At 73.2% G+C, this 25,134-nt stretch carries 17 protein-coding genes and 1 pseudogene; 13 read left to right on the top strand and 5 right to left on the bottom strand.

Translation table 11 applies throughout. The annotated features are described in order from the left end of the window. Nucleotides 1-11: 11 nt before the first annotated feature. Genes OHS82_RS19410 through OHS82_RS19400 form a run of 3 tightly spaced genes read right to left on the bottom strand, consistent with a single transcriptional unit; the run spans nucleotide 12 to nucleotide 3,289 of the window. A complete protein-coding gene (locus tag OHS82_RS19410; protein ID WP_057577774.1) occupies nucleotides 12-1,124 on the bottom strand; it encodes an acyl-CoA dehydrogenase family protein in 1,113 nt (370 codons plus the stop codon). Between the two features lie 33 nt (nucleotides 1,125-1,157). Then, the gene (locus OHS82_RS19405; RefSeq protein WP_057577773.1) at nucleotides 1,158-2,273 is read right to left on the bottom strand and encodes a winged helix DNA-binding domain-containing protein; all 1,116 of its coding nucleotides are present in this window, start codon (nucleotides 2,271-2,273) and stop codon (nucleotides 1,158-1,160) included. Between the two features lie 2 nt (nucleotides 2,274-2,275). Further along, on the bottom strand, nucleotides 2,276-3,289 hold the full coding sequence (locus tag OHS82_RS19400) for an MDR family NADP-dependent oxidoreductase (protein ID WP_057577772.1): 1,014 nt from the start codon (nucleotides 3,287-3,289) through the stop codon (nucleotides 2,276-2,278). Between the two features lie 235 nt (nucleotides 3,290-3,524). Here OHS82_RS19400 and OHS82_RS19395 point away from each other — a divergent pair, with 235 nt between their 5' ends. From OHS82_RS19395 to OHS82_RS19365, 7 genes are all read left to right on the top strand, one after another. Continuing rightward, nucleotides 3,525-4,019 (top strand): nuclear transport factor 2 family protein, encoded by a 495-nt coding sequence (locus OHS82_RS19395; RefSeq protein WP_057577771.1) that lies wholly within the window; start codon nucleotides 3,525-3,527, stop codon nucleotides 4,017-4,019. 70 nt (nucleotides 4,020-4,089) lie between these two features. Next, nucleotides 4,090-5,133, top strand: a complete 1,044-nt coding sequence (locus OHS82_RS19390) for a methyltransferase (RefSeq protein WP_328434208.1) — start codon at nucleotides 4,090-4,092, stop codon at nucleotides 5,131-5,133. Nucleotides 5,134-5,370: 237 nt separating this feature from the next. Beyond that, nucleotides 5,371-6,027 carry an FMN-dependent NADH-azoreductase gene (locus OHS82_RS19385; protein ID WP_057577769.1) on the top strand — a complete coding sequence of 219 codons (657 nt, stop codon included), beginning with the start codon at nucleotides 5,371-5,373 and terminating at the stop codon, nucleotides 6,025-6,027. 72 nt (nucleotides 6,028-6,099) lie between these two features. Continuing rightward, nucleotides 6,100-7,368: a beta-ketoacyl-[acyl-carrier-protein] synthase family protein gene (locus tag OHS82_RS19380; RefSeq protein ID WP_057577768.1), complete on the top strand. Its 1,269-nt coding sequence runs from the start codon at nucleotides 6,100-6,102 to the stop codon at nucleotides 7,366-7,368. Further along, nucleotides 7,365-8,582, top strand: a complete 1,218-nt coding sequence (locus OHS82_RS19375; protein ID WP_057577767.1) for a ketosynthase chain-length factor — start codon at nucleotides 7,365-7,367, stop codon at nucleotides 8,580-8,582. The genes OHS82_RS19380 and OHS82_RS19375 overlap by 4 nt, the downstream gene beginning before the upstream one ends. Before the next feature lie 53 nt (nucleotides 8,583-8,635). Continuing rightward, the gene (locus OHS82_RS19370; protein ID WP_079041164.1) at nucleotides 8,636-10,258 is read left to right on the top strand and encodes an acyl-CoA carboxylase subunit beta; all 1,623 of its coding nucleotides are present in this window, start codon (nucleotides 8,636-8,638) and stop codon (nucleotides 10,256-10,258) included. Between the two features lie 2 nt (nucleotides 10,259-10,260). Next, a complete protein-coding gene (locus OHS82_RS19365) occupies nucleotides 10,261-10,632 on the top strand; it encodes an acyl-CoA carboxylase epsilon subunit (RefSeq protein ID WP_057577766.1) in 372 nt (123 codons plus the stop codon). A gap of 204 nt (nucleotides 10,633-10,836) precedes the next feature. Here OHS82_RS19365 and OHS82_RS19360 read toward each other — a convergent pair whose 3' ends face one another. After that, on the bottom strand, nucleotides 10,837-11,754 hold the full coding sequence (locus OHS82_RS19360; protein ID WP_057577765.1) for an MBL fold metallo-hydrolase: 918 nt from the start codon (nucleotides 11,752-11,754) through the stop codon (nucleotides 10,837-10,839). Between the two features lie 195 nt (nucleotides 11,755-11,949). Between OHS82_RS19360 and OHS82_RS19355 the strand changes: the two genes are divergently transcribed. Together OHS82_RS19355 and rfbA are read left to right on the top strand one after the other, a co-directional pair. After that, nucleotides 11,950-12,390 (top strand): nuclear transport factor 2 family protein, encoded by a 441-nt coding sequence (locus OHS82_RS19355; RefSeq protein ID WP_242433096.1) that lies wholly within the window; start codon nucleotides 11,950-11,952, stop codon nucleotides 12,388-12,390. A 14-nt stretch (nucleotides 12,391-12,404) separates the two neighbouring features. Beyond that, on the top strand, nucleotides 12,405-13,319 hold the full coding sequence (gene rfbA / locus OHS82_RS19350; RefSeq protein WP_057577763.1) for a glucose-1-phosphate thymidylyltransferase RfbA: 915 nt from the start codon (nucleotides 12,405-12,407) through the stop codon (nucleotides 13,317-13,319). 330 nt (nucleotides 13,320-13,649) lie between these two features. Here rfbA and OHS82_RS19345 read toward each other — a convergent pair whose 3' ends face one another. Continuing rightward, nucleotides 13,650-14,636 carry a ketoacyl-ACP synthase III family protein gene (locus tag OHS82_RS19345; protein WP_328434207.1) on the bottom strand — a complete coding sequence of 329 codons (987 nt, stop codon included), beginning with the start codon at nucleotides 14,634-14,636 and terminating at the stop codon, nucleotides 13,650-13,652. A 217-nt stretch (nucleotides 14,637-14,853) separates the two neighbouring features. Here OHS82_RS19345 and OHS82_RS19340 point away from each other — a divergent pair, with 217 nt between their 5' ends. From OHS82_RS19340 to OHS82_RS19325, 4 genes and pseudogenes are all read left to right on the top strand, one after another. Next, complete coding sequence (locus tag OHS82_RS19340) at nucleotides 14,854-15,864, top strand: acyltransferase domain-containing protein (RefSeq protein ID WP_057577761.1); 1,011 nt, start codon at nucleotides 14,854-14,856, stop codon at nucleotides 15,862-15,864. Between the two features lie 19 nt (nucleotides 15,865-15,883). Beyond that, nucleotides 15,884-17,959, top strand: coding sequence for a beta-ketoacyl synthase N-terminal-like domain-containing protein (locus OHS82_RS19335; protein WP_328434206.1), 2,076 nt, complete (start codon nucleotides 15,884-15,886; stop codon nucleotides 17,957-17,959). A gap of 2 nt (nucleotides 17,960-17,961) precedes the next feature. Continuing rightward, nucleotides 17,962-24,135 (top strand): annotated as a pseudogene (locus tag OHS82_RS19330) (type I polyketide synthase); the annotation flags it as partial. After that, nucleotides 24,135-25,124, top strand: coding sequence for an aromatase/cyclase (locus OHS82_RS19325; RefSeq protein WP_079041163.1), 990 nt, complete (start codon nucleotides 24,135-24,137; stop codon nucleotides 25,122-25,124). The pseudogene OHS82_RS19330 and the gene OHS82_RS19325, both read left to right, overlap by 1 nt. The last annotated feature ends 10 nt before the right edge of the window (nucleotides 25,125-25,134 follow it).

The raw sequence follows: 25,134 nt of genomic DNA, 5'->3' as shown, positions 1-25,134 counted from the left end.
CGCAAGTTTCCTCAGATGGCTTGTTCGATAAGTGCCGTGCTGTAGTTCGCCGCTGCGCGGGTGATGTCGTAGCGCAGCGCCACATGGCTCGTCGCCGTCGTGACGTCCCGCCAGACGCGTTGCAGCTCACCCGAGCCGCTGAGCCCCGCCGTGCCCGTCACGCGCACCAGCGCCGTGACGGCTTCGGCCGCCTGTTCGCCGGCGAACGAGGCATTCCGCTGATTGCGTGCCAAAAAGGTTGGCGTGAAAGTACGGTCGTCGATGACGGCGGCGTTCTGCTCGACCAGATGACGCGCCGAGTCGATCCGCGCCGTCGCCCTGACCAGCTCGATCTGCACCGCCTCGGTGAGCCGCTTGCCCTTCAGCACGCGGACGGCGGCCGCCAGCGCACCCTGCGCGGCGCCCACGGCGGGGGCGGCGAAGGTGGTGGCCCCGATCGCCTGGAAGGGGATGTTGTGCGCGGGCAGCGGAGACCAGCTGTTGACGCCGGTCTCCATCTCCGCGCGGGCGAAGGACAGATGGGCCGGGACGAACACGTCGTCGACCACCACGGTGTGGCTGCCGGTGGCCCGCATGCCGACGCAGTCCCAGGACTGCACCACGCCGAAGGTCCCACGGGGCAGCGCGAAGAAGCGCGGCCCCGCGTCCTCCCCGGACACGTTCGCGCACAACAGCACCCAGTCCGCGAAGTCGACGCCGCTGATGTACTGCCAGCGGCCGGAGAGCCGGTAGCCGTTCTCCGCCGGTCCGGCCGTGCCCGCCGGCACCAGGCCGGTGGCGATGAGGGCGTCGGCGCCCGAGCCCCACAGCTTCTCGTGCCCCTGCTCGGGCAGGTGCGCCGCGTAGCGGGAGGACGCGGCCAGCAGCGCGACGCACCAGCCGGTGGCGGCGCACGACGCCGACACGCGCAGCACGCCCTGCACGAAGTCGGCGACGGTCCCCTCGGTCCCGCCGTAGCGGGCGGAGACGAAGTGCCGCGCGAATCCGCTCGCGCGCAGGGCGGTGACGACGTCCGTGGACAGACGGCCGGCGGCGTCGGCGGCCGCGGCGTGCCCGGCCGACAGGCCGGCCAGCTCGCCGGCCGCCGCCGACAGGTCGCGGGTGGAGAGGGTGGCGACGGTCATGGGAGTGGCTCCTCGGATGTGGGCGCGCGGATGTCAGCCGACCGTCTCGAACCGGATGTCGTGGCGCCCGGTCCCGGAGGCGGCGAAGCTCAGCAGCCGCTCCCCCTCCTCGGTCAGTTCGGCGACGTCCCGGCGTGCCAGGGGGACGAAGGGCTCGACGACCAGGGTGGCGGCGTCCTTGGCGCGGTCGATCCGCCACAGGCCCCGCACGAAGCCGTCGATCAGGAAGGTGGCGCGGATGATGCCGTTGCTGGTGAAGACTCTCGGACGGTGCTCCGCAGCCATGATCCGTTCCCGGTCGGCGTGCGAGAGCAGGATGTTGTCGAACTCGGGCAGATACCGGGCGGGCAGCTCCTCGGACGGATCCGGCAACCGTGTCCCGGCCAGGTCGTACAGCACGGTCCCGGTCTCGTCCCGGTAGGTGCGCAGGGCCGGCCCGAGCCGGGTGAACGCCTCCTTCAGCCGGGTCAGACCGGACCACTTCTGCATGTCCTTGACGCTCGCCGGGCCGAACGCGGCCAGGTAGCGCCGTACATAGGTGTCGAGGGAGGCGTCCGGATCGAGTCCGCGGCCCAGCCAGCGCTCGACGGTGGTGTGCGCGGCCTGACCGCTGTGGCCCCAGAGGCCGCGCGGCGGGACCTGGACCAGCGGCACCAGGTTGCGCACGGTCTGGGCCAGCGCGTTCGCATCGTGCCCCGGCATGCGTTCCGCCATCAGCGCGCCCAGCTCGGCGAAGGTCAGCGTGCGCTCCTCGGCCAGCTCCGCGCCCAGCTTGGCGATCTCGTCGGTGGCCAGGCCCGCGACCTGCCGGCCGAACTGCCCCTTGACCGTGCGGGCCAGCATCTCGGCCAGCAGCGGACGCAGGGCGAGGCAGTCGTCGTCGGTGACGAGGTGGATCGTGGAGCGCATCAGGGCGATGCGCACCACCTTCCGCTCCCGGACCAGGACCGCCAGGTCCTCGACCGCGAAGTCCGCGAGCCGGGTCCACAGCCCGATGTACGGCGGGTTGGGGGCCTGGGCCTGCAGCCCGGCCAGATGGGCGACTGCCCCGGCGGGCGACATCGTGGACCGCTCGGCGAGCAACTGGCGGTGGATCAAGGCGCGGTTGAGCGCCTTCACGCTCAGGACCGGGCCTGCGGCGGTACTCATGGTCAGGACAACCTCACCAGCGCGGTGCCGGAGAGCCGGCCCTTCAGCAGATCGATCATGGCCTGCGGCAGCGCGGCGACGCCGCCCTCCACCACGGTGTGCGGGAAGGAGATCCGGCCCTCGGCGAGCCACGCGCCGAACTGCGTGTTCCAGTCCTCGATCTGCTGCGGGGTGTGCAGGGTGGCGAAGCCCTGGAAGGACAGCTCGCGCGGGATGAGGCTCGTGAGGTCCAGCCGGGGGCGGGCGTCCTCGCCGTGCTGTGCGGCCAGCGAGCCGCAGAGCGCGAAGCGGGCGCCGGGGGCGGCCGCCTGCACCGCGGCCTCGAACTGCTCGCCGCCGACGTTGTCGAAGAAGACGGTGATCCCGTCGGGGGCGAGCTCACGCAGCCGGTCGACCACGGGGCCGTCGTGGTAGTCGAACGCCGCGTCGTAGCCGGCTTCCCGGACCAGGAAGTCGATCTTCTGCGGGGAGCCGGTGCTGCCGATGACCTTGGCCGCGCCGAGCGCCTTGGCGATGTGGGCGGCGAGGCAGCCGACGCCGGAGGTGGCGCCGGAGACGAACACCACGTCGCCCTCGCGCACCTTGGCGATCTCGGCGAGACCACGCCAGGCCGTGGGTCCGTTGGAGAGGAAGTACTCGCTGCCGGGCAGCAGTTCGGGGTCCCGCTTGAAGAACTGCCCGGCGTAGCCCACGACATGGTCGCGCCAGCCGCTGAAGTGCTCGACGAGGTCGCCCACGGCCAGGTCGGGGCTGGCGGACTTCACCACGGTGCCGACCGTCCGGCCCCACATGGGCTGGCCCAGCTGGAACACGGGGATCGGGATGTCCAGCGAGGACTGCATCTGGTCGCGGTAGACCGTGCCGAGGGACATCCAGTCGTTGCGGACCACCACCTGACCCGGCTCCGGCTCGGCCAGCTCCGTCACGGCGACCTCGAAGTGGTCGAGGGAGAGCTCGCCGTCCGGGTAGGAGACGAGCCGCACCTCCTGGCTCTTCGTCGGCGTCCCGTCGGACATGTCGTCAGCTCCTTGTGCGAGGGATCGAGAGATCGTGCTGTGCCGAGGGTGGGGGAGCGGTCTCGAAGGGAGGTCGCGCCCGGCTGGAGCGTCCGGGGCCCGCGGCCCGCCCAGAGCCGTGATCGACGAGGCGGGGCCTCGGCGCCGGCGTTTCACCGACGCTCCAGTCGCTCTGGATCGGCGGGGTGCACGGTGCGGTTCCCGCGAACCACCGGACCGTCGAAAGGGGTGCACCGTGTCGCAGACGCTGCAGCACTCGGAGCAGCACACCGGCCAGCACACCGAGCAGCACACGGATCTCTCCTCGGAGATCGCCGCCTACTACGCCCACCAGATGCCGCTGCTGGAGGGGCGCGATTTCGAGGCCTTCGTGCAGACCTTCACCGAGGACTGCTTCTTCGGCTACGAGGGCGCCTGGCAGCTGCGCAGCCGCCCCGCACTGCTGGAGGGCGTGCGCGCGAACATCTCCCGCTACGGGACCAGCACCATCCGGCACTGGTTCGAGAACCGCCGGGCCGAGCCGCAGCCGGACGGCTCGACCCGGGTCACGGCCACCTGTCTGGTCAGCGTCACCGACGAGAACGGCGACGTGACGTTCGAGCCGAGCTGCGTCGTCACCGACGAGCTGGTGCGCACCGGGGAGGGGCTGCGCGCCAGGTCCCGGGTCATCCGCCACGACGTGCCCGACCCCGGCCGCTACTACGCCCGGCTCGCGGCACAGCACGGCTGACCCGAGCCCCCCACGACCGGTATGACCGGCGCTGCCCGGCACGACCGGCACGATTGGAGCAAAGAGAGCCATGACCACTCCCGCACTTCCCTCCCTCGAAGCCCGGGTGAAGCTGTACCGGATCGGCATGGGCTTCGCCGCCCTGCAGTTCGTCCAGGCCGCCGTCGACCTGAAGGTGGCCGACGCGCTGGACGACGAGCCGCTCGGCGCCGACGAGCTGGCGAAGGCCGTCGACGCGGACCCGGACGCGCTCGGCCGGCTGTTGCGCGCGCTGTCCTGCCACGGATTCTTCGAGGCCCTCGAGGACGGCCGGTTCCGGCACACCGAGCTGTCGCGGATGATCCGTCAGGACTCCACCTGGGGCGCCCCGGACGTCATCCGCTTCGGGTGGCTGCACGTGCCGGTCGCGGTGCTGCACCACACCGCGGACGCCGTGCGCACCGGTGAGGCCGCCTTCCCCAAGGTCTTCGGCACCCAGGCGCAGAGCTACTTCGTCAACGACGACCCCGAGGCCGGCGCGATCTTCAACCGGGCGATGACCGCCAACACCATCCTGCTCAACAACGCCCCGGCGCTGGTGGCGGCGCTCGCCCCGCGTCCCGGCGAGACGGTCATGGACGTGGGCGGCGGCCAGGGACAGCTGCTGCTGCAGCTGATGGAGGCGTATCCCGACATCCACGGGGTGCTGCTCGAGCTGGAGCAGGTGCTGCCGGGCGTCGACGAACGGCTGCGGGCCGGCGGCGCGCTGGCCGCACGCGCCGAACTGCTCGCCGGGGACTGCCGCGAGTCCGTGCCCGGCGGAGCGGACACCTATCTGTACAAGCACATGATGTACATGTGGGACGACGACACGGTCGTCGCCATCCTGCGCAACACCGCGCGGGCCGCGGCCTCCGGCGCCCGGGTGGTCGTCGTCGACATGCTGCTGGGCGGCGACAGCCCGTTCGAGGAGATCTGCACCGCCGTCGACCTGCTGATGGTCCTCATGGGCGGCGGGAAGCGGCGCAGCGTCGACCAGTTCGCGGCGCTGTTCGAGCAGGCCGGCCTCGACTACCAGGGCGCGCGGAGCATCGAGGGCGACCAGTCGGTGCTGCTGACCGCGCTCGTCCCGTAGGAGAGCGCGGCACCGGGGCGTCGGGCGTGTGTCCGGGGTCTTTGGGCCGTCCCGGATCTGCGGGACGGCCGGATCGCAGCGGAGCAACAGGGGTGGGAACGCCGTGGGCGTCCCGCCCCTGACGCGTGCCGGGGCGCGGGGGCCGCTTGAGGCGGGGTCCGCCGTGACACGAGCGGGCTGACCGACCGTGGCGTGAACGGACCCCTGCCACCATCCGCAGACTTTCGGGAGACAGCCATGCCGCACCTGCTGCACATCGACTCCTCCGCCATGTCCCGGGGCTCGGTCTCCCGGGAACTGGCCAAGACCTTCCGCCGGGCGTGGCAGAAGGAGAACCCGGACGGTGTCGTCACCTACCGGGATCTGGGCGCCGTGCCCGTGCCGCCGCTGACCGAGGCGGGCGTCACCGCGGGGTTCGTCCCGCCGGCCGCGCACGACGGTCACCAGCGCGCCGCCATGCTGCTGCGCGACGAGCTCGTCGAGGAGCTGCTGGCCGCCGACACGCTGCTGGTGAGCACCCCGATGTACAACTGGTCGATCCCCTCCACGCTCAAGGCGTGGCTCGACCAGGTGCTGGTCAACGACCGCACGATCACCTTCGACGGCAGCCCCGGCCCGCTGGCCGGCCGTCCCGCGACCGTCGTCGCCAGCTACGGCGGCGGCTACAGCCCGGGCGCTCCCATGGAGAAGGCCAACCACTGCGGCCCGTACCTGCAGACCGTGTTCGGCACCGGTCTCGGCCTGGACGTCGAGATCATCGCCGCCCAGCTCTCGCTGGCCCCCCGGGTGCCCGCGATGGCCGCGCTCGTGCCGCTCGCCGAGCAGTCGCTGGCGCAGGCGCACCAGGCGGCCGAGAAGCGGGCCCGCGAGGTGTCCGCCGTGCCGGTGCGGTGATTGTCGAGTCAGTCACGAGCCAGACGCCGCATTCTCGTACAAACCAACCTGCATTGATCCAGGAGGCCATCGGTGTCCCGTCGCGCTGTGATCACCGGGCTCGGCGTCATTTCGCCAGGTGCCATAGGTGTCAAGGAATATTGGAGCCTACTTGCCGAGGGCAGGACGGCGACCAGGGCGATCTCCCACTTCGATCCCTCGGCCTTCCGTTCCCGCATCGCGGGCGAGGTCGACTTCCACCCGCTGAAGTCGGGGCTCACCCCGCAGGACGTGCGACGCCTCGACCGGGCCGCGCAGTTCGCCGTGGTCGCGGGCCGGGAAGCCGTCGCGGACGCGGGCCTGCAGTTCGACGTCATGGACCCCACCCGGGTCGGCGTCGCCCTCGGCTCCGCCGTCGGCTGCACCACCAGTCTGGAGCGTGAGTTCACCATCGGCAGCGACGGCGGCCGGCTCTGGGAGGTCGACCAGGGCTACACCGTCCCCCATCTGTACGACTACGTGAACCCCAGCTCGATGGCGGCGGAACTCGCCACGCAGACCGGCGCGGAGGGACCGGTCACCCTGGTCTCCACCGGCTGCACCTCCGGCATCGACTCGGTGGGCTACGCGGCCCGGCTGATCGAGGAGGGCAGCGCCGACGTCGTCGTCAGCGGAGGCACGGAGGCTCCGCTGTCGCCGATCACGGTGGTCTGCTTCGACGTGCTCCGCGCGAGCTCCACCCGCAACGACGACCCCGAGCACGCCTGCCGCCCCTTCGACAAGACCCGCGACGGCCTGGTGCTGGCCGAGGGCTGCGCGATCGTCGTCGTCGAGGAGCTCGAGCACGCACGGGCCCGCGGCGCGCACATCTACGGGGAGATCGCCGGGTACGCCTCGCGCTGCAACGCGTACCACATGACCGGTCTCGAGTCCGAGGGCAAGGACATGGCCTCGGCCATCGAGGTGGCGATGGACGAGGCGCGCATTCTGCCCCCCTACATCGACTACATCAACGCGCACGGCTCGGGCACCAAGCAGAACGACCTGCACGAGACGGGCGCCTTCAAGCGCAGCCTCGGCGAGGACGCCTTCACCACGCCGATCAGCGGCTTCAAGTCGATGATCGGTCACTCGCTCGGCGCGATCGGCTCGCTGGAGATCGCCGGCTGCCTGCTCGCCATGCGCGAGGGACTGATCCCGCCGACGGCCAACCTCAACGAACCCGACCCGCTGTGCGACCTGGACTACGTGCCCAACGTGGCCCGCGAGAAGCGGCTCAACACCGTGCTGACCGTCGGCAGCGGCTTCGGCGGCTTCCAGAGCGCGATGATCCTGCGAAACGTACGAGGAGCGAAGCGATGACCAGGCGAGCAGTGGTGACCGGAATCGGCATCGCGGCGCCCAACGGGCTGGGTCCGACGTCGTACTGGCGGGCGCTGATGGCCGGCCAGTCCGGCATCCGGCGGGTCACCAAGTTCGACATCTCGAAGTACCGCTGCAAACTCGGCGGTGAGATACCCGACTTCGTGCCCGACCGGCATCTGCAGGACCGGATCCTGCCGCAGTCCGACCACATCACCCGGTTGTCGCTGGTGGCGACGGACTGGGCGCTGCGCCAGGCCGGGGTGCGAGGCGGCGACGTCCCGACCGACGAGATGGGCGTGGTCACGGCGGCCTCCGGCGGCGGTTACGAGTTCGGCCAGCGCGAGCTGGCCAAGCTGCACCACCAGGGCCCGGAGTACGTCAGCGCCTACCAGTCGTTCGCGTGGTTCTACGCGGTCAACACGGGCCAGATATCCATCCGGCACAAGATGCACGGACCCGGCGCCGTGGTGATCAGCGAGCAGGCCGGCGGGATCGACGCGATCGGCCACGCCCGGCGGCAGTTGCGGGACGGCGCCAACCTGATGCTCACCGGCGGCATCGACAGCACGCTGTGCCCGTGGGCCTGGGTCGCCCACCAGGCCACCGGCCGGATCAGCCGCAGCTCCGACCCGCAGCGCGCCTACCTGCCCTTCGACGAGCGGGCGGGCGGCTATGTGCCCGGCGAGGGCGGCGCGATCATGGTGCTGGAGACGCCGGAGAGCGCGAAGAAGCGGATCGGCACCACCGTCTTCGGCGAGATCGCCGGTTACGCCTCCACCTTCGACCCGGGCACCCCCGGCCGCCCGCCGGGTCTGCAGCGGGCCATCGAGATGGCGCTGGGCGACGCCGGCATGGACGCCGCGGACATCGACGTCGTCTTCGCCGACGCGGTGGGCGAGGCCGAACTGGACCAGGTGGAGGCGGAGGCCCTCAAGGAGGTCTTCGGGCCGCACGGCGTCCCGGTCGCCGCTCCCAAGACCATGACCGGACGGCTGTTCGCCGGCGGCGCCTCCCTCGATGTCGCGACGGCGCTGCTGTCGATGTTCTGGAGCGCCATCCCGCCCGCCGTCGGCGTCCGGGAGGCCGTGCCCGAGTACGAGATGGACCTCGTGGTCGGCGAGCCGCGGCAGGGCCCGATCCGGTCGGCGCTGATCGTCGCCCGCGGGCACGGCGGCTTCAACTCGGCGATGGTGGTGCGCCAGCTCCGCTGAGCGGCAGCAGCCGTCCGTCATCGTCATCGACATGTCGCAACGAAAGGGCATTCATGCTGACGTCAGTCGCCGAGTCGGCCGGGAGCGCGATACTCCCGGACGACCTCGAGGAGGCCGTCCAACGCAACGACCTGCGGACCCGCACCGAGGAGCTCGCCCGGCTCAAGGCGGTCATCCGCGAGGGACCGAGCGTCGAGGCGACCGCAGCCCAGCGCGCCAAGGGCAAACTCACCGTCAGGGAGCGCATCGAGCTGCTCTTCGACGAGGGGACGTTCGTCGAGATCGAGGCGTTCCGCAAGCACCGGGCGACCGCCTTCGGACTGGCGAGCAAACGCCCCCACACCGACGGGGTCGTCGTCGGCTGGGGACTGGTCCACGGACAGAAGGTCTTCGCCTACGCGCACGACTTCCGGATGTTCGGCGGCGCCCTGGGCGAGGCGCACGCCGCGAAGATCCACAAGCTGATGGACATGGCCCTCGCCGCCGGCGCCCCGCTGGTCAGCCTGTGCGACGGGGCGGGGGCCCGTATCCAGGAAGGCGTCACGGCGCTCGCCGGCTACGGCGGGATCTTCCGCCGCAACGCCCAGGCGTCCGGCGTCATCCCGCAGATCAGCGTGATCCTCGGACCGTGCGCGGGCGGGGCCGCCTACTCGCCCGCGCTGACCGACTTCGTGTTCATGGTCCGTGACGTGGCACAGATGTTCATCACCGGCCCGGACGTGGTCCAGGCCGTCACCGGCGAGCACATCAGCATGAACGGCCTCGGTGGGGCGGACGTCCACGCCGGCGTCTCCGGCGTCTCCTCGTTCGTCTACGACGACGAGTACGCCTGCATCGCCGACGTCCGGTACCTGCTGTCGCTGCTGCCCGCCAACAACCGGGCCCTGCCCCCGGTCGTCCCCTGCACGGACCCGGTGGACCGCAGGAACGACGCCCTGCTCGACCTCGTCCCGTCGTCGGCCAGCCAGGCCTACGACATCCTGAAGGTGATCGAGGAGATCGTCGACGACGGCGAGTACTTCGAGGTGCAGCCGAACTGGGCGGGCAACATCGTCTGCGCGCTGGCCCGGATGGGCGGCCGGCTGGTCGGCGTGGTCGCCAACCAGCCCATGGTCTCGGCCGGCACCCTGGACATCGACGCCTCCGACAAGGGCGCGCGCTTCGTCCAGATGTGCGACTCCTTCAACATCCCGCTGGTCACCCTGGTCGACGTGCCCGGCTTCCTGCCGGGCCGTGAGCAGGAACACCAGGGGATCATCCGGCACGGGGCGAAGCTGCTCTACGCCTACTGCGTCGCCACCGTCCCCCGCATCCAGCTGATCCTGCGCAAGGCGTACGGCGGCGCCTGGATCGTCATGGACTCGCGGTCCATCGGGACCGACCTGTCCCTGGCGTGGCCCACCAACGAGATCGCGGTGATGGGCGCCGAGGGCGCGGCGAACGTCATCTTCCGCCGGGAGATCGCGGCGTCGGGCGATCCGCAGGAGACCCGGGAGCAGTGCATCCGGTCCTACCGCGAGGAGTTGATGCACCCCTACTACGCGGCCGAGCACGGGCTGGTCGACGACATCATCGACCCGGCCCACACCCGGGAGACCCTCGTCCGGGCGCTGGAGATGCTGGAGGGCAAACGTGCCTCCCTGGCGCCGCGCAAACACGGCAACCCCCCGATGTAGCCGTGACCGCGGACCCGCTGTTCACGATTCGCTCAGGACGGCCGACCGAGCAGGAGATCGCCGCCCTCACCGTCGCGCTGCTGACCCGTCTGCACCGGTCCGCCGCGGATCCGTCCGCGGTGGCCGACTGGGCACAGCGCCTCGCCCCCGACGTGCCGGCCGTGGCGGGCCTCGCGGACTGGCCCGGCCCGGACCGGCCCGCGACGACCGTGTGGGGGCGCCGCCGAGGCCCGGACGCTCCGCCGGCCAGGAGCGGCTGGGGGGACCCGTCCGGCGCCGACGCGCCGCCCGAGACCGGCTGGGGGAGCCGGTCCGGTACGGAGCCGTCCGGGGCGGAGCCGCCCGGAACGGCCGGCTGGCCGGACCTGCCCTGAGGCCCGGACCCGCTCTGACCCCCGGGTCGCCCTGACGTCCGGACCTGCCCTGACGTCCGGACTGTCCCGACCCCGGACCTGACGGCCGGGCCCCGCCCGTCGGGCGGGGCCCGGCCTCGTCCCGTGCGAAGGGGGGTGTGACGCGAGCGCGTCACACCCCCCTTCGCGGCTGCCGGTCCACCCGGTCCGCCGGCCGGCCCTCCCTCAGGCGTGGCACACCGGGAGGCCCCCGTGGAACTGCGTCATCTCCCCGAAGGCCGTCGCCACGTCGATCGGCGCGCCCGGCACCGCTCCGGCGAGCTCGGCGTAGGCGCGGTGCAGGTTGCCGACGATGCGCTCGGCGTCGAGGAAGGCGGCCCACGCGCCCAGTTCGGTGGTCCGGGCCGTCTCCAGCGCCGACCGCCCGGCCCGCAGCCCCGACTCCGCAACCTCCAGCAGCCAGTTCAGGTAGGCGGCGGTCTCGTCCAGCAACTCGGCGCCGCCGACCGGCCCGTGACCGGGCACCACCGTCTCCGCGCCGAGCGCGCGCAGCCGCCCGATCGCCTCCAGCGACCCCGTGACCGAGCCCATCAGACAGAACGGGGTGCTTCCGGACCACACGACGTCCCCGGTGAACAGGACGCCCTCGTCGGGCAGCCACACCACCGTGTCGCCGGTGGTGTGGGCCGTCCCGGGGTGCAGCAGCGCGATGCGCCGGCCGCCCGAGTGGACGGCGGCCTCGTCGCCGCGATAGGTCACGTCGGGCCCGAGGACCGGCGTCTCCCCCCACTCCACGTCCGGCCACAGCCCGCGCAGCCCCGGGCCCGCGGCTATCTGGTCCCGCGCGCAGTTCTCGTGGGCGATGATCGTCGCCCGCGGCTTGAAGTAGGAGTTGCCGAACGTGTGGTCGCCGTGGAAGTGCGTGTTGACGAGGAAGTCGGGGCCGGCCGGCGCCAGTGCGCCCACCGCCTCGGCCAGCACGCGGGTACGGCGCTCGGTGGCGGCCGTGTCGACCAGCACCGCGCACTCCCCGTCGAGGATCAGCCCCGCGTTGTTCAGGCACCACCCGCCGTCGGGCTGAATCCAGGCGTAGACCGACGAGGCGACCTCGCGCATTTCCGACCGGACCTGTTGCAACGTCATTCCGAACTCCGTTCCCGGTGCGAAGAAAGTGCCGCGACGATTTGTCGGAAGGGTGGCCCGAACGGCATGAGCCCCACTGGAACACCCGGTGAGTCCGGCTTCGGGGAATTCCGGTGCAGCGGTAGTCCAGTCGGTTTCGAGCTGCCCGGAGAACGCTTCCGGAGAAGGAAACCCATGCCCGAGGAGGAGCACACCGTGGCTACGCAGACCGCTGAGCGGCAGAAGGTGACGGCCGAGGAGCACGTGGAGATCCTCGGGTTCTACGCCCGACAGTGCCGCCTGATGGACGCCCTGAAGATCGAGGAGTTCGCCGACACCTTCACCGAGGACGGCGTCATCGACCACGCGCACCGCGGCGAACGCCTCGCCGGCCGTGACGCGATGGTCGCGGCCATGCGGGCCGCCCTCCCGCGGTACCGGTCGGTCGTGCCCCGGCACTGGTTCGACCACTACCTCGTGGAGAAGACCGCGGACGGCTGGCGGGTGGACTACGTCTGCCTGGTCACCCGGACCGACGCCGCCGGGAAGGTCGACTTCGAGCCGACCTTCACCGTGGTGGACGAACTGGTGCGCACCGAGGCCGGCGAGATCCGGACCCGGGAGCGCGTCATCGACCAGGACCGTCCGGCCTCCTGAGGCCGGGGCCCACGATGAAGGGGATAGTCCTCGCCGGAGGCACCGGGACCCGGCTGCATCCGATCACTCTGGCCGTGTCGAAACAGCTCCTCCCCGTCAGTGACAAGCCGATGATCTACTACCCGCTGTCGGTGCTCATGCTGGCCGACATCCGGGAGATCCTCGTCATCACCACACCCACCGACATGCCGTACTTCCAGCGGCTCCTCGGCGACGGCTCGCGGCTGGGCATCTCGCTCAGCTACGCCGCGCAGGAGCACCCCGCAGGCCTGGCGCAGGCGTTCACCATCGGGGCCGACTTCATCGGCGCCGACCCGGTGGCCCTCGTGCTGGGCGACAACATCTTCCACGGCTCGGGATTCCGGGAGCTGCTGCGCCGCAACGCCCGTGACGTGGACGGCTGCGTCCTCTTCGGCTATCCGGTGCCGGACCCCGAGCGGTACGGGGTCGGGGTGACCGACGCCGAGGGGCGGCTCGTCTCGCTCGAGGAGAAGCCGGCCGAACCCAAGTCCGACCGGGCGATCACCGGCCTGTACTTCTACGACAACGACGTCGTGGACGTGGCCAAGAACCTGACCCCGTCGCCGCGCGGCGAACTGGAGATCACCGACGTCAACCGGTGGTACCTGGAGCGCGGCAAGGCCAAGCTCATCGAACTCGGCCGGGGTTTCGCCTGGCTCGACACGGGGACCGCCGAGTCGCTGCTGAAGGCCGGCATCTACGTGCAGGCCATGGAGGAGCGCATGGGGGTGCGCATCGCCTGCCTGGAGGAGGTCGCGCTGCAGATGGGCTTCATCGACGCCGACACGTGCCGACGGCTGGGCGAGGGGATGAAGTCCCCGTACGGCAGGTATGTGGCGGAGGTCGCGGCCGAGGCCGCCGGCGTGGGGTACCGCCGTCGGCTCGTCGGAGCACCACGAGGGGCCTGACGCCGGCGAACCAGCCCGGGACGGGCCCGCTGCGAGCGCGGAGTGCGACGGTTCTGCGGAACCCGTCGCACTCCGCGCACTGCGTGCCGGTCCTCGGCCCGCTTCTCGGTGACCCGCTTCTCGGCGGTCCAAGGGGTCCAGGCGGCCCGGTCTGCGGGGGCGCGGTGACGGCGTGTCGCCGCTCGGGGACGGTTCAGGGAAGGGACGACTCGGGACGGCTCGGGGGCTGGGCTGGGCTGGGCTGGGCTGGACGGGGCAGGCGCAGCAAGGTCCGGCGGATCACGTCGCGGCAGCGGGGGTGCTCGCGCGACGTGATCCGCCGGACGGCGTTCAGGCCGCGGTCAGGATCTCCAGGACGGCCACCGTCCACGCGAAGCCGCCGCCCGCGCTGACCAGTGCACCCGTCTGGCCCGGGCGCAGGGCGCCGGTCCGGGTGAGGTGGGCGAGGCCGGCGAACATGTCGCCCGCGCCGAGGTGGCCGACCCCCGAGCCCCAGGGCCAGGTGGTCCGCTCCGGGTCGAGGTCCAGCGCCGAGAAGAACTGGAAGTCCATCTTGGCGCGGCCGAGGTGCGGAAGCACCGTCCAGTCGAGGTCCTCCTGCTTGACGTCCGCCTCCCGCAGGGCCTGTTCGAAGGCCGCCCGCTGGCCGGTGTGCAGCCGGTCGATCAGCTCCGACATGCCCATCTCCTTCACCAGGCGGGCACGGGGCTCCTCCACGCTGACCGGGGTCCGGGTCTCCAGCGGCGTCGTGGCGAAGGGATCGTCGCCCCGCCCCATCTTCTCCAGGGTCGGGTCGGACACCGTCACCAGACTGCGCAGCAGCGCGAACCCGTCCTCCGTGGACAGGACGACGGCGGTGCCGCCGTCCCCGAGCACGGTCCCCGGGTCGGTGGTCCAGCGGTCGATCCCCGGCAGGCAGAACCGGTCGCCGGTGGTCACCAGGGCGCTGTGCCGGCGGGAGTCCGCGCGCAGATAGGCCACCGCCAGCTCGAAGGCGGCCATCCCGCCGTTGGACAGCTGCTCGACGGCCAGCGACAGGCACGTGTTGCCGACGGCCTCGCGCTGCACGTACGAAGCGGGCGCCCACAGGTCGTAGCCCTGGAAGTAGCTGCTGGCGTGCAGGACCAGGTCGATGTCCTGGGGTCCCGCGTCCGCGTGGCGCAGCGCCTCCCTCGCGGCCCGGACCGCCATCTGCGGCCCGGCCTCCGTGCCGACGCACACCGACCGCATCCGCGTGCGCCGCACGGTCCAGTCGTCGGTCAGCCCCTGCCGGACGGCCTCCTCGGCCGGCATGGCCGGCGGCAGATGAAGTCCCACCCCGGAAACGAATACCTCTTCAGCTGGCACGACAACCATTCCCTCCGCCCGACGGCATTCGGCATTCGGCCGTCGAGTCTGCACGGCACTGCTCGGGGGCGGCTCAATGCCGGCCGGAGCCGTATTCCGTCCGCGGCTCTCGATCGAGGCTCAGGCGAACGTCGAATCCCCGGGCCCATATTGCGGCAGCGGGAAAGGCAGGAAAGGAAGGTACCGGATGCCCCTCACAGCGCAACAGCCGAATCCACCGGTCGCACTCGTGTTCCCCGGTCAGGGTGCGCAGTACCCGCGGATGGCCGCGGGCCTGTACGGGCACGACTCGACGTTCACCTACTGGATGGACGAGGCGTTCCGGCTCCTGGCAGCGGACGGCCCGCGGCTGCGCCGCGAATGGCTCGCCGAGGCGCCGTCGGCGGACTACGACGACGTGACGGTCGCCCAACCGCTGCTCTACGCGGTGAACCACGCCCTCGGGCGGATGGTGCTCGGCTGGGGCGTGCGCCCCGCGGCGATCATCGGGCACAGCGTCGGCGAGGTCGCCGCGGCGACCCTGGCCGGGATCCTCGGCTTCGAGGACGGCATCCGCCTGATGCGCGACCGGGTCGTGCACTTCGCCGACACCCCGCCCGGCGGCATGCTCGCCGTCGCGGCCTCCCCCGACGACGTCGCCGACCTGCTCGGCGAGGACGTGCACCTGGCCGCGGTGAACGCCGCCCGCCAGCTCCTCCTCGCCGGGGAGCGCGAGCCGCTGGCCCGGGCCGCCCGCGAGCTGGACGGACGGGGTGTCATCTGCCGCCCGGTGCAGGCCAGGCAGGCCTTCCACAGCCCCGCGGTCGACGACGCCGTCCGCGCGACCCTGCCCGGGTTCCGCGCGGTGCCGCTGCGTCGGCCGGCCTTCCCCTTCTACTCCGCCTACACACCGGGCCGGCTCGCCGACCAGCAGGCGCTGGACCCCGACTTCTGGGCCTGGCAGGCGGCCCGGACGGTGTACTTCGCACCGGCGCTCACCGCCCTGCTCGCCGCGCACGACTGCCTGCTGCTGGAGGCCGGCCCGGGCGACGGCCTCAGCCGGCTGGCCCGCCGCCAGCCCCGGGTGATCGCCAGGCACAGCTCCGTCCAGGCGCTGGTGCCGGGCGGCGGCCGCGACGACCGCGAGGCCGTGGACGAGGTACGCCGCCGGCTCACCCTCGTCGCCGCCGGAGACCGCCATGACCGACCTGGCCACTGACAGAGCCGACGGGACCGACATGACTGAGCTGACCGACACGACCGGCACGTCCGGGGAACCCGTGGCCGTGGTGGGCATGGCCTGCCGCTTCCCCGGCGCCGACGACCTCCAGGGCTTCTGGCGGCTGCTCCGCCGGGGCGGCGACGCCATCGGCCCGGGCACGGGGCTGCGCGAGGGCCGCCGCCCCGGCGGATACCTGCGCGACGTCGAACTCTTCGACGCGGAGCTGTTCGGGATCTCCCCGCACGAGGCCGCCCTCATGGACCCGCAGCAGCGCCTGCTGCTCGAACTGTGCTGGCACGCCCTGGAGGACGCCCGCATCCCGCCCACGGCGGGCGGCGCGACCGGCGTCTTCGTCGGGTCCTGCTCGGACGACTACGCGCTGATGAGCCGGATGTCCTCGGTGGTGGACGCCTACTCCATGACCGGCACGGCACGGACCTTCCTCGCCAACCGGCTCTCCTACTTCTTCGGGTTCACCGGCCCGAGCGCGGTCGTCGACACCGGTCAGTCCTCCTCGCTGGCCGCCCTCGACCAGGCGCTGGGCAGTCTGCGGCGCGGGGAGTGCACCACCGCGGTGGTCGCGGGCGTCCAGCTCAACCTCACCGCGACGGGCGACCGGCTCATCGAGGAGCTCGGGGCGATGTCGCCGACCGGCCGCTGTCACACCTTCGACCGCAGCGCCGACGGGATCGTGCGGGGCGAAGGCGCCGGGGTGCTGGTGCTCAAGCCCCTCGAGGCGGCCCTCGCCGCCGGGGACCGGGTGTACTGCACGGTGCTGGCCGCGGCCGTCAACAACGACGGCGGCGGCGCGAGCCTGACGACGCCCACCCAGACCGCCCAGCAGAGCGTGCTGGCGCAGGCCTACCGCCGCGCCGCCGTCGATCCGGCCGAGGTCGCGTACGTGGAGCTGCACGGCACCGGCACCAAGGCCGGCGACCCGGTGGAGGCCCGCGCCCTCGGCGGCGTCCTCGGCCGGGGACGGCCCGCGGACCGGCCGCTGCTGGTCGGCTCGGTGAAGACCAACATCGGGCATCTGGAGGGCGCGGCCGGCATCGCCGGACTGATCAAGACCGCGGCGAGCCTCTTCCACCGCGAGCTCCCGCCGACCCTCAACCACCGGCGGCCCAACCCCGACATCGACCTCGACGGGCTGCGGCTGCGCGTCAGCACCCGGCGCCGGGCCTGGCGGCCCGAGGAGGGGCCGCTGGTCTGCGGCGTGTCGTCGTTCGGCCTCGGCGGCACCAACGCCCACGCCGTCCTCGGCGAGGCGCCCCGGCGCGAGGACGCCCTACCGGGGCCCGGCGAGCCCGGTGCGACGGCCGACGAGCCGGTGCCGGTGCTGCTCTCCGGGCACACCGACGCGGCGCTGCGCGCCCAGGCGGCCCGGCTGGCCGACCGGCTGGACGGCCGGGACGACGTGAACCTGCGCGACCTCGGCCTCGCGTCGGCGACGACCCGCGCGGCGCTTCCCGTGCGCGCCGCCGTCGTCGCCTCCGCGCGCACGGCCCTGGTCGCCCGGCTCCGCGAACTGGCCGACGGAACCCACAGGGACGGAACCCACGGGGACGGGACGCGCGACGACGGGACGACCGTCCTCGTCGGCCGGCCGGGCGCGGAGCCGCAAGGCCGGCCGGCTCCCGAGGACGGTCCCGGCACGGCCGCCACGGCGGCGGCCGCCGCGTTCGTGCTGGGCAAGCCGGTCGACTGGCTCGCGGTGTACGGCCCGCGGGCCCGCCCGGCGGACCTCCCGCCCTACGCCTTCCAGCGGCGCCCGTACTGGCTGGACACGACCACGGCCGCGGGCGGCCCCGCCGCCGAGGACACCGCGCCCCAGTGGTCCGGCGACCCGCTGGACCTGGTCCTCGACCTCACCGTGGAGATCCTCGGCCGCGCGCCGGGCGCGGACCTCGACCTGGACGCCACCTTCACCGACCTCGGTCTGGACTCCCGCATGGCCGTCGCGCTGCGCACCTCCGTCGCCAGGGCCACCGGCCGCGTCCTGCCGACGACCCTGCTGTTCGACCACCCCACTCCGGCGGCGCTCATCGAGGCGCTCCGGTCGGACGACACGAAAGGTCACGAGTTTCGATGACTCCCCAGACCGGACCACTGGACGGTGACCAGGAAGCCGTCGCCGTCGTGGCCATGGGCTGCCGCTACCCGGGCGGTGTGCGCACGCCCGCCGACCTGTGGCAGCTGGTCGCGGACGGCCGCGACGCCACCTCCTCCTTCCCCACCGACCGCGGCTGGCGTGCGGCGGATCTCGCCGACGGCCGCTCCACCACCACCCGCGGCGGCTTCCTCGACGACGCCGACCGCTTCGACGCCAAGTTCTTCGGCATCTCGCCCCGCGAGGCGGAGGGCATGGACCCCCAGCAGCGGGTCCTTCTCGAGACGGCCTGGGAGACCTTCGAGCGCGCGGGCCTGAACCGGGACGCCCTCACGGGCAGCAGGACCGGCGTGTTCGTCGGGGCGATGGCCCAGGAGTACGGGCCGCGCCTGTACGAGGACAACCAGGGCGCCGGCGGCTACCGCATCACCGGCAGTTCGACCAGCGTCGCCTCCGGACGCATCGCCTACTACTTCGGGCTGCGCGGCCCCGCCCTCACGGTGGACACCGCGTGCTCGTCCTCGCTGGTCGCCGTGCACCTGGCCGTGCGGTCGCTGCGTGACGGCGAGTGCGACCTGGCACTGGCCGGCGGCGTCGCGGTGATGTCGACGCCCGGCATGTTCGTCGACTTCACCCGGCAGGGCGGACTCTCGCCCGACGGACGCTGCCGCCCCTTCTCCGACGACGCCGACGGCACCGCCTGGGCGGAGGGCGCCGGACTGCTGCTGCTGGAGCGGCTCTCCGACGCCCGCGCGCGCGGCCACCGCGTCCTCGCCGTGGTCCGCGGCACCGCCACCAACTCCGACGGCGCGAGCAACGGTCTCACCGCGCCGAACCGGGCGGCCCAGGAGGACGTCATCCGGCAGGCCCTGAGCCAGGCCGGACTGGGCCCGCACGACGTCGACGCGGTCGAGGCGCACGGCACCGGCACCGAACTCGGCGACCCCATCGAGGCGCGAGCGCTGTCCGCCGTCTACGGCCAGGGCCGCGACGCGCAACGCCCGCTCTGGATCGGCTCGTTGAAGGCGAACCTGGGGCACGCCCAGGCCGCGGCGGGCGTCGGCGGGATGATCAAGATGATCGAGGCGCTGCGCGCAGGCGTCCTGCCCGCCACGCCGAACGTCTCCCGGCCCACCCACCACATCGACTGGGAGCACAGCGGTCTCGCCCTGTTGACCCGGGCCCGCCCGTGGGAGCGGGGCGACGGGCCCCGGCGGGCCGGCGTGTCCTCGTTCGGGATCAGCGGGACGAACGCCCACCTGGTGATCGAGGAGGCCGAGCCCGAGCCCGTGCGGGAACCCGCCGCCGACGCGACGGCGCCGCTGCTGTGGTCGGTCTCCGCCCCGCACGCCGACTCGCTGCGCGCCCAGGCCAGGGCGCTCGCCGACCACGTCGGCCGCACCCCGCAGGACGCGCCCGAGGACGTCGCGCACACGCTGCGCGGCCGCAGCGGATTCCGGCAGCGCGGCGTCGTGATCGCCGACAGCCGCGCGGACCTGCTGGCCGGACTGGAGTCGCTGGCCTCCGACGCCCCGCTGCCGGCCGTGCCGGGGCGCTACCGGTCGCCGACCGTGCTGCGCACCGAGTCCTACCGCGACCTGGCCGGACCGGTGTTCGTCTTCCCCGGGCAGGGGTCCCAGTGGCGCGGGATGGGTCTCGCGCTGATGGAGGAGTCGTCCGTCTTCCGCGCGAGCATGGAGGCCTGCGCGGAGGAACTGGCCCCGCTGTGCGGCTGGCGGCTGACCGACGCGCTGCGCGGCGAGGGACTGGAACGGGTCGACGTCGTCCAGCCCGCGCTGTTCTCCGTGATGGTGTCGCTGGCCGCGCTGTGGAAGTCGGTCGGCGTGCGGCCCGCCGCGGTCGTCGGCCACTCCCAGGGCGAGATCGCCGCGGCCCACGTGGCCGGTGCGCTCAGCCTCGCCGACGCCTGCCGGGTGGTGGCCCTGCGCAGCCAGGCCCTGGCGCAGCTCGCGCCCCCCGGCGGGATGGCGTCCGTCCTGCTCGGCGCCGAGGAGACCGAGCGGCTCCTCAACAGCGTGGACGGGGTGAGCGTCGCGGCGGTCAACTCCGCGACGTCGACCGTGGTCGCCGGGGACGTCGCCGGCCTCACCGACCTGCTGGCCCGCTGCGAACGGCAGGGCGTCGACGCCCGGCGCATCGAGGTCGACTACGCGTCGCACACCGAGGCGATGGAGGCGCTGGAGGAACGCCTCCTCACCGACCTCGCCGGGATCTCGCCGCGCTCCTCCGACGTCAGGCTCCACTCGACGCTGACCGGCGCGGTCATCGACACCGCGGACATGGACGCGGCGTACTGGTACGACAACCTGAGCAACACCGTGCGGTTCGAGCCGGTGCTGCGGGGACTGGTGGAGCGACGGCACCGCACCTTCGTCGAGTGCAGCCCGCACCCCGTGCTGACCTTCGGCGCCCAGGAGGTCCTGGACGCGGCCGGGGTGACGGGCGCCGTGCTCGGCACCCTGCGCCGGGACAGCGGCGGCGCGGGCCAGTTCCTGGCGTCGGCCGCGGCGCTCCCCGACTCCGTGGGGCCGGTGGACCTCGCCCCGCTGCAGCCGGCCGGCCGTCGGATCGACCTGCCGTCCTACCGGTTCGACCGCACCCGCTTCTGGGCGACGGCTCCGACGGCCGCAGCCGGCGGCGACGGCGGCGCGTTCACCGGGGCGCCGACCGAGCTGCCCTCCGGGCAGACCGTCGTCACCGCGACCGTCGACCGCGAGCGCCACCCATGGCTGGCCGACCATGTGGTCCGGGGCGCCGCGCTGGTGCCGGCGACCGTGTTCCTGTCGCTGCTCGGCGAGGTCGGCGAACGGATCGGCCGGCCCGTCGTGGCCGACCTCACCCTCAGCGTGCCGCTCCCGCTGCCCGAACAGGGGGCCGCGGACCTGCGGATCGTCCTCGACCCCGAGGACGCCGCCGGACGCCGGGCCCTGACCGTGCACGCCCGGCAGGCCGACGGCGGCTGGGTGCGGCACGCCTCCGGCGCGCTCGCCGGCCGCGAGCAGGCCCCGGCCGAGTCCGCCCGCTGGTCCACCGAGGGCGCCACCCCGGTCGACGTCGCCGACGCCTACCGGGTGCTCGCCGAACGCGGCTACCACTACGGCCCGGCGTTCGCCGGACTGCGCGCCCTGTGGACGCGCGGCGCGGAGATCCTCGCCGAGGTGGCCCTGCCCGACCTGGAGCCGGGCGACTTCGCCACCGCCCACCCGGCGCTGCTCGACGCGGCCCTGCACCCGGCCGTGCTCCGGGCGGACGCGGGACTGCTGGTGCCGTTCGCCTGGCGCGACGCCGACCTGACGCCCACCGACGCCCGGACCCTGCGCGTGCACGCCCGGCCGGACGGCGACGACCTGTCGCTGACCTTCTTCGACGGCCAGGACCGGCTCGTCGGTTCGGTGCGCTCCCTGGCGCTGCGGCCGCTGCCCGCCGAGGACCGGGGCGTCAGCCTCGAACCGGCGTGGGAGCGACTGCGCGGCACGGACGCGTCCGGCTCCGACACGTGGGTGACGGTCGGCGCGGACGGCCTGTGGAACCGGCCGGACTTCCCCGACCTGGAGTCGGTGACGCTCCCGGCGCCCGCGGTCGTCGTGGCCCCGCTCGGCTCCGCCCCCGGCACGGACGGCGACCCGGCGCAGGCCGAGCGGCTGACCCTGGCCGCCGCCGACCTGGTGCAGAGCTGGCGCGCCGGCTCGCAGTTCTCGGCCTCGCGGCTCGCCGTGGTCACCCGGGGCGCGCTCGCCGTCACCGACCGCGAACCCGTCCGCGACCTGGCCGCCTCGGCCGTCACCGGACTGGTGCGCTCGGCGCAGACCGAGCACCCGGACACCTTCGTGCTGATCGACGTCGACGACGACCCGGCGTCCCTGGCGGCCCTGCCGCAGGCCCTCGTCTGCGGCGAGCCCGAGGTGGCCCTGAGGGCGGGGCGGCTGTACCGGCCGCGGCTGCGGCCGGCCCGCGAGAGCGGCCTGCGGCCCCCGGCCACAGGCCGCGCCTGGCGGCTCGACGTCACCGTCAAGGGCACCCTCGACGATCTCGCGCTCGTCGAACACCCGGAGGCGGAAGCCGAGTTGGGTCCTCGTCAGGTGCGCGTCGAGGTGCGCGCGGCCGGGCTCAACTTCCGTGACGTCACGGTCGGTCTCGGCCTCGTCGCCACCGAGAAGACCATGGGCAGCGAAGGCGCGGGCGTGATCACCGAGGTCGGCGCCGAGGTGACCCGCTTCGCGGCCGGAGACCGGGTGTTCGGCATGTTCGAACGCTCGCTGGGCCCGCTGGCCGTCGCCGACGAACGCATGGTCAAGCCGCTCCCGGACGGCTGGAGCTTCGCCCAGGCGGCCGGCGTGCCCATCGTGTTCATCACCGCCTACCAGTGCCTCGTCGACGTGGCCGGCACCCGGCCGGGCGACCGGGTGCTGATCCACACCGCGACCGGCGGCGTCGGCCTCGCGGCCATCCAGCTCGCCCGGCACCTGGGCGCCGACGTGTTCGCCACCGCCCGCGCCGACAAGCAGCCGACGCTGCGCGCCTGGGGCGTCCCCGACGACCACATCGCCTCCTCCCGCACGCTCGAATTCGCCGACGCCTTCCGGTCCGTCACCGGCGGCCGGGGCGTGGACGTCGTGCTGAACTCGCTGTCCGGCAAGGCCCTCGACCTCTCCCTCGGCCTGCTGGCGCCGGGCGGCCGGTTCGCGGAGATGGGCAAGACCGACCTGCGGGACGTGGCCGCCACCGAGGCCGCGCACCCCGGGATCACGTACCGGGCGTACAACATCCTGGGCGTCGAGCCGGACCGGATCAGCGAGGTCCTGGACGAACTCGTCGCCCTGTTCGAGGCGGGCGCCCTGCGCCACCTGCCGGTGCGCACCTGGGACGTGCGGGACGGCCGGGTTCCGCTGCGGATGCTGAGCCGGGCCCGCCACCAGGGCAAGCTCGTGCTGACCACCCCGCGCTCCTACGACCCGCGGCGCCCGACGCTGATCACCGGCGGCACCGGCGGTCTCGGGGCCGAACTGGCCCGGCACCTGGTCGCCGAGCGGGGCGCCCGGCAGCTGGTGCTGGTGAGCCGCAGCGGCCCGGCCGCCGGGGGCGCGGCGGAGCTGAGCGCGGAACTGACCGCGTCCGGCGCCGAGGTGTCCGTCGTGGCCTGCGACGTCGCCGACGCCGACGCCGTCGCGAAGGTCGTCGCCGAGTACCGGCCCGGCAGCGTCTTCCACACCGCCGGCGTGCTGCGCGACGGACTGCTCACCGGGCTCACCCCGGTCCAGCTCCGTGCGGTGCTGCGGCCCAAGGTCGCCGGGGCCTGGCATCTGCACCGGCTCACCGAAGACCTGGACCTGTCGGCGTTCGTGCTGTTCTCGTCGGTGGCGGGGGTGTTCGGCAACCCCGGCCAGGCGAACTACGCGGCGGCCAACTCCTATCTCGACGCCCTCGCGCAGTACCGCCGGGCGCGCGGGCTGGAGGCGACGTCGCTGGCCTGGGGCCTGTGGCGGCAGCCCACCGGGATGACCGGTCATCTGACCGAGGCCGACACCGCCGCGCTGGCCCGCATCGGGATCGCCCCGCTGGACAGCGCGGACGGGATGCGGCTCCTCTTCGAGAACCTGGCCTCGCACGCTCCGGTCCGGGTGCCGCTGCGGCTCGCCCCGGAGCAGCTGCGGCCCGGGAGCCGTGCGGCCCGACTGCTCGAGGGGCTGCCGGACCTTCCCCGGAACGACTCGCCTTCGGCTCCCGCCGCACCGGCGCCCGTACCCACACCCGTACCCACACCCGTACCCACGCTCGCGCCCGCAGCCGTGCCCGCCGTCGTGCCGGCGCGGGCCACGGCGCCCTCCACCGCTGCGGCTCCGGTCACGACGCCGTCCACGGCGCCCGTCCCCGCGGCCGCCGCGGCGGCGCCCTCGGCCGGCGGCGACCTCATGCAGCTGGTGCGGACGCACACCGCCGAGGTGCTGGGCTACCTCGAACCGTCCGCCATCGGCGCCGAGGACTCCTTCAAGGAACTCGGCTTCGACTCCCTGCTCAGTGTCGACCTGCGCAACCGGCTCACCGCCGCGACCGGGCTCCGGCTCCCCGCCGGCGCCGTACTGGACCACCCGACGCCGCGGGAACTTGTCAACTTCATCTCAGGACTGGAGGGCGCGTGATGGCACGCGACGCCGAAACCGTCACCACCGAAGTCACCGTCGACGGCACCACCGACGCCACCACCGAAGTGACCCACCGCATCGAGGTGTCGGCCCCGGCGACGGCGGTCTACCGGATCGTCGCCGAAGTCGGCCTGTGGCCGCTGTACTTCCCGCCCACCGTGCGGGCCGAGCGCACCGGCGGCGACGAGACGGACGAACGCATCCGGATCTGGGCCCTCGCCAACGGCGAACTGCGCACCTGGGAGTCGCGCCGACGGCTGGACCCGGCCGGGCTCCGGATCGACTTCGAACAGATCGAGCCGCGCGAACCGGTCGCGGCGATGGGCGGGACCTGGCGCATCACCGAACGGCCCGACGGCGGCTGCACGGTGGAGCTGGACCACTTCTACCGGGCCGTCGACGGCGACCCGGTGGCCCACGAGCGCATCACCCGGGCCGTCGACACCAACAGCCGCTCGGAGCTGGAGCACCTCAGGCGGGCGGCCGAACGCGGGGACGCCGAGCGGGAGCTGCTGTTCGACTTCGCCGACACCGAGACCATCGCCGGCTCGATCGAGGAGGCGTACGCCTTCATCTACGAGGCGTCCCGGTGGCCGGAGCGGCTTCCGCACGTGGCGCGGCTCGAACTCCGCGAGGAGGTGGCCGGGCTGCAGTTCATGGAGATGGACACCCGCTCCCCGGACGGCTCGCTGCACACCACGGCGTCCGGACGGGTCTGCGAACCGCTGCGGCGGATCACCTACAAGCAGACGATCCTGCCGCCGGTGCTCCACGCCCACAACGGGGAGTGGCGGTTCGAGGAGGGTCCCGACGGCACCGTGAAGGTCACCTCGCACCACCAGGTTCTTCTCGACCCGGCCGGCATCGACGCGCTTCCCGACCCGCCCAAGACGCTGGCGGACGCCCGGCAGGCGGTGCGGCACGCACTCGGCTCGAACAGCCGCGCCACCATGGCCAAGGCCCGCGCCTTCGTCCAGGCCGGGTGAGGGGGACATC

This window comes from Streptomyces sp. NBC_00425, assembly GCF_036030735.1.
GTDB lineage: Bacteria > Actinomycetota > Actinomycetes > Streptomycetales > Streptomycetaceae > Streptomyces.
This window is presented reverse-complemented; position numbering and strand designations above follow the sequence as displayed.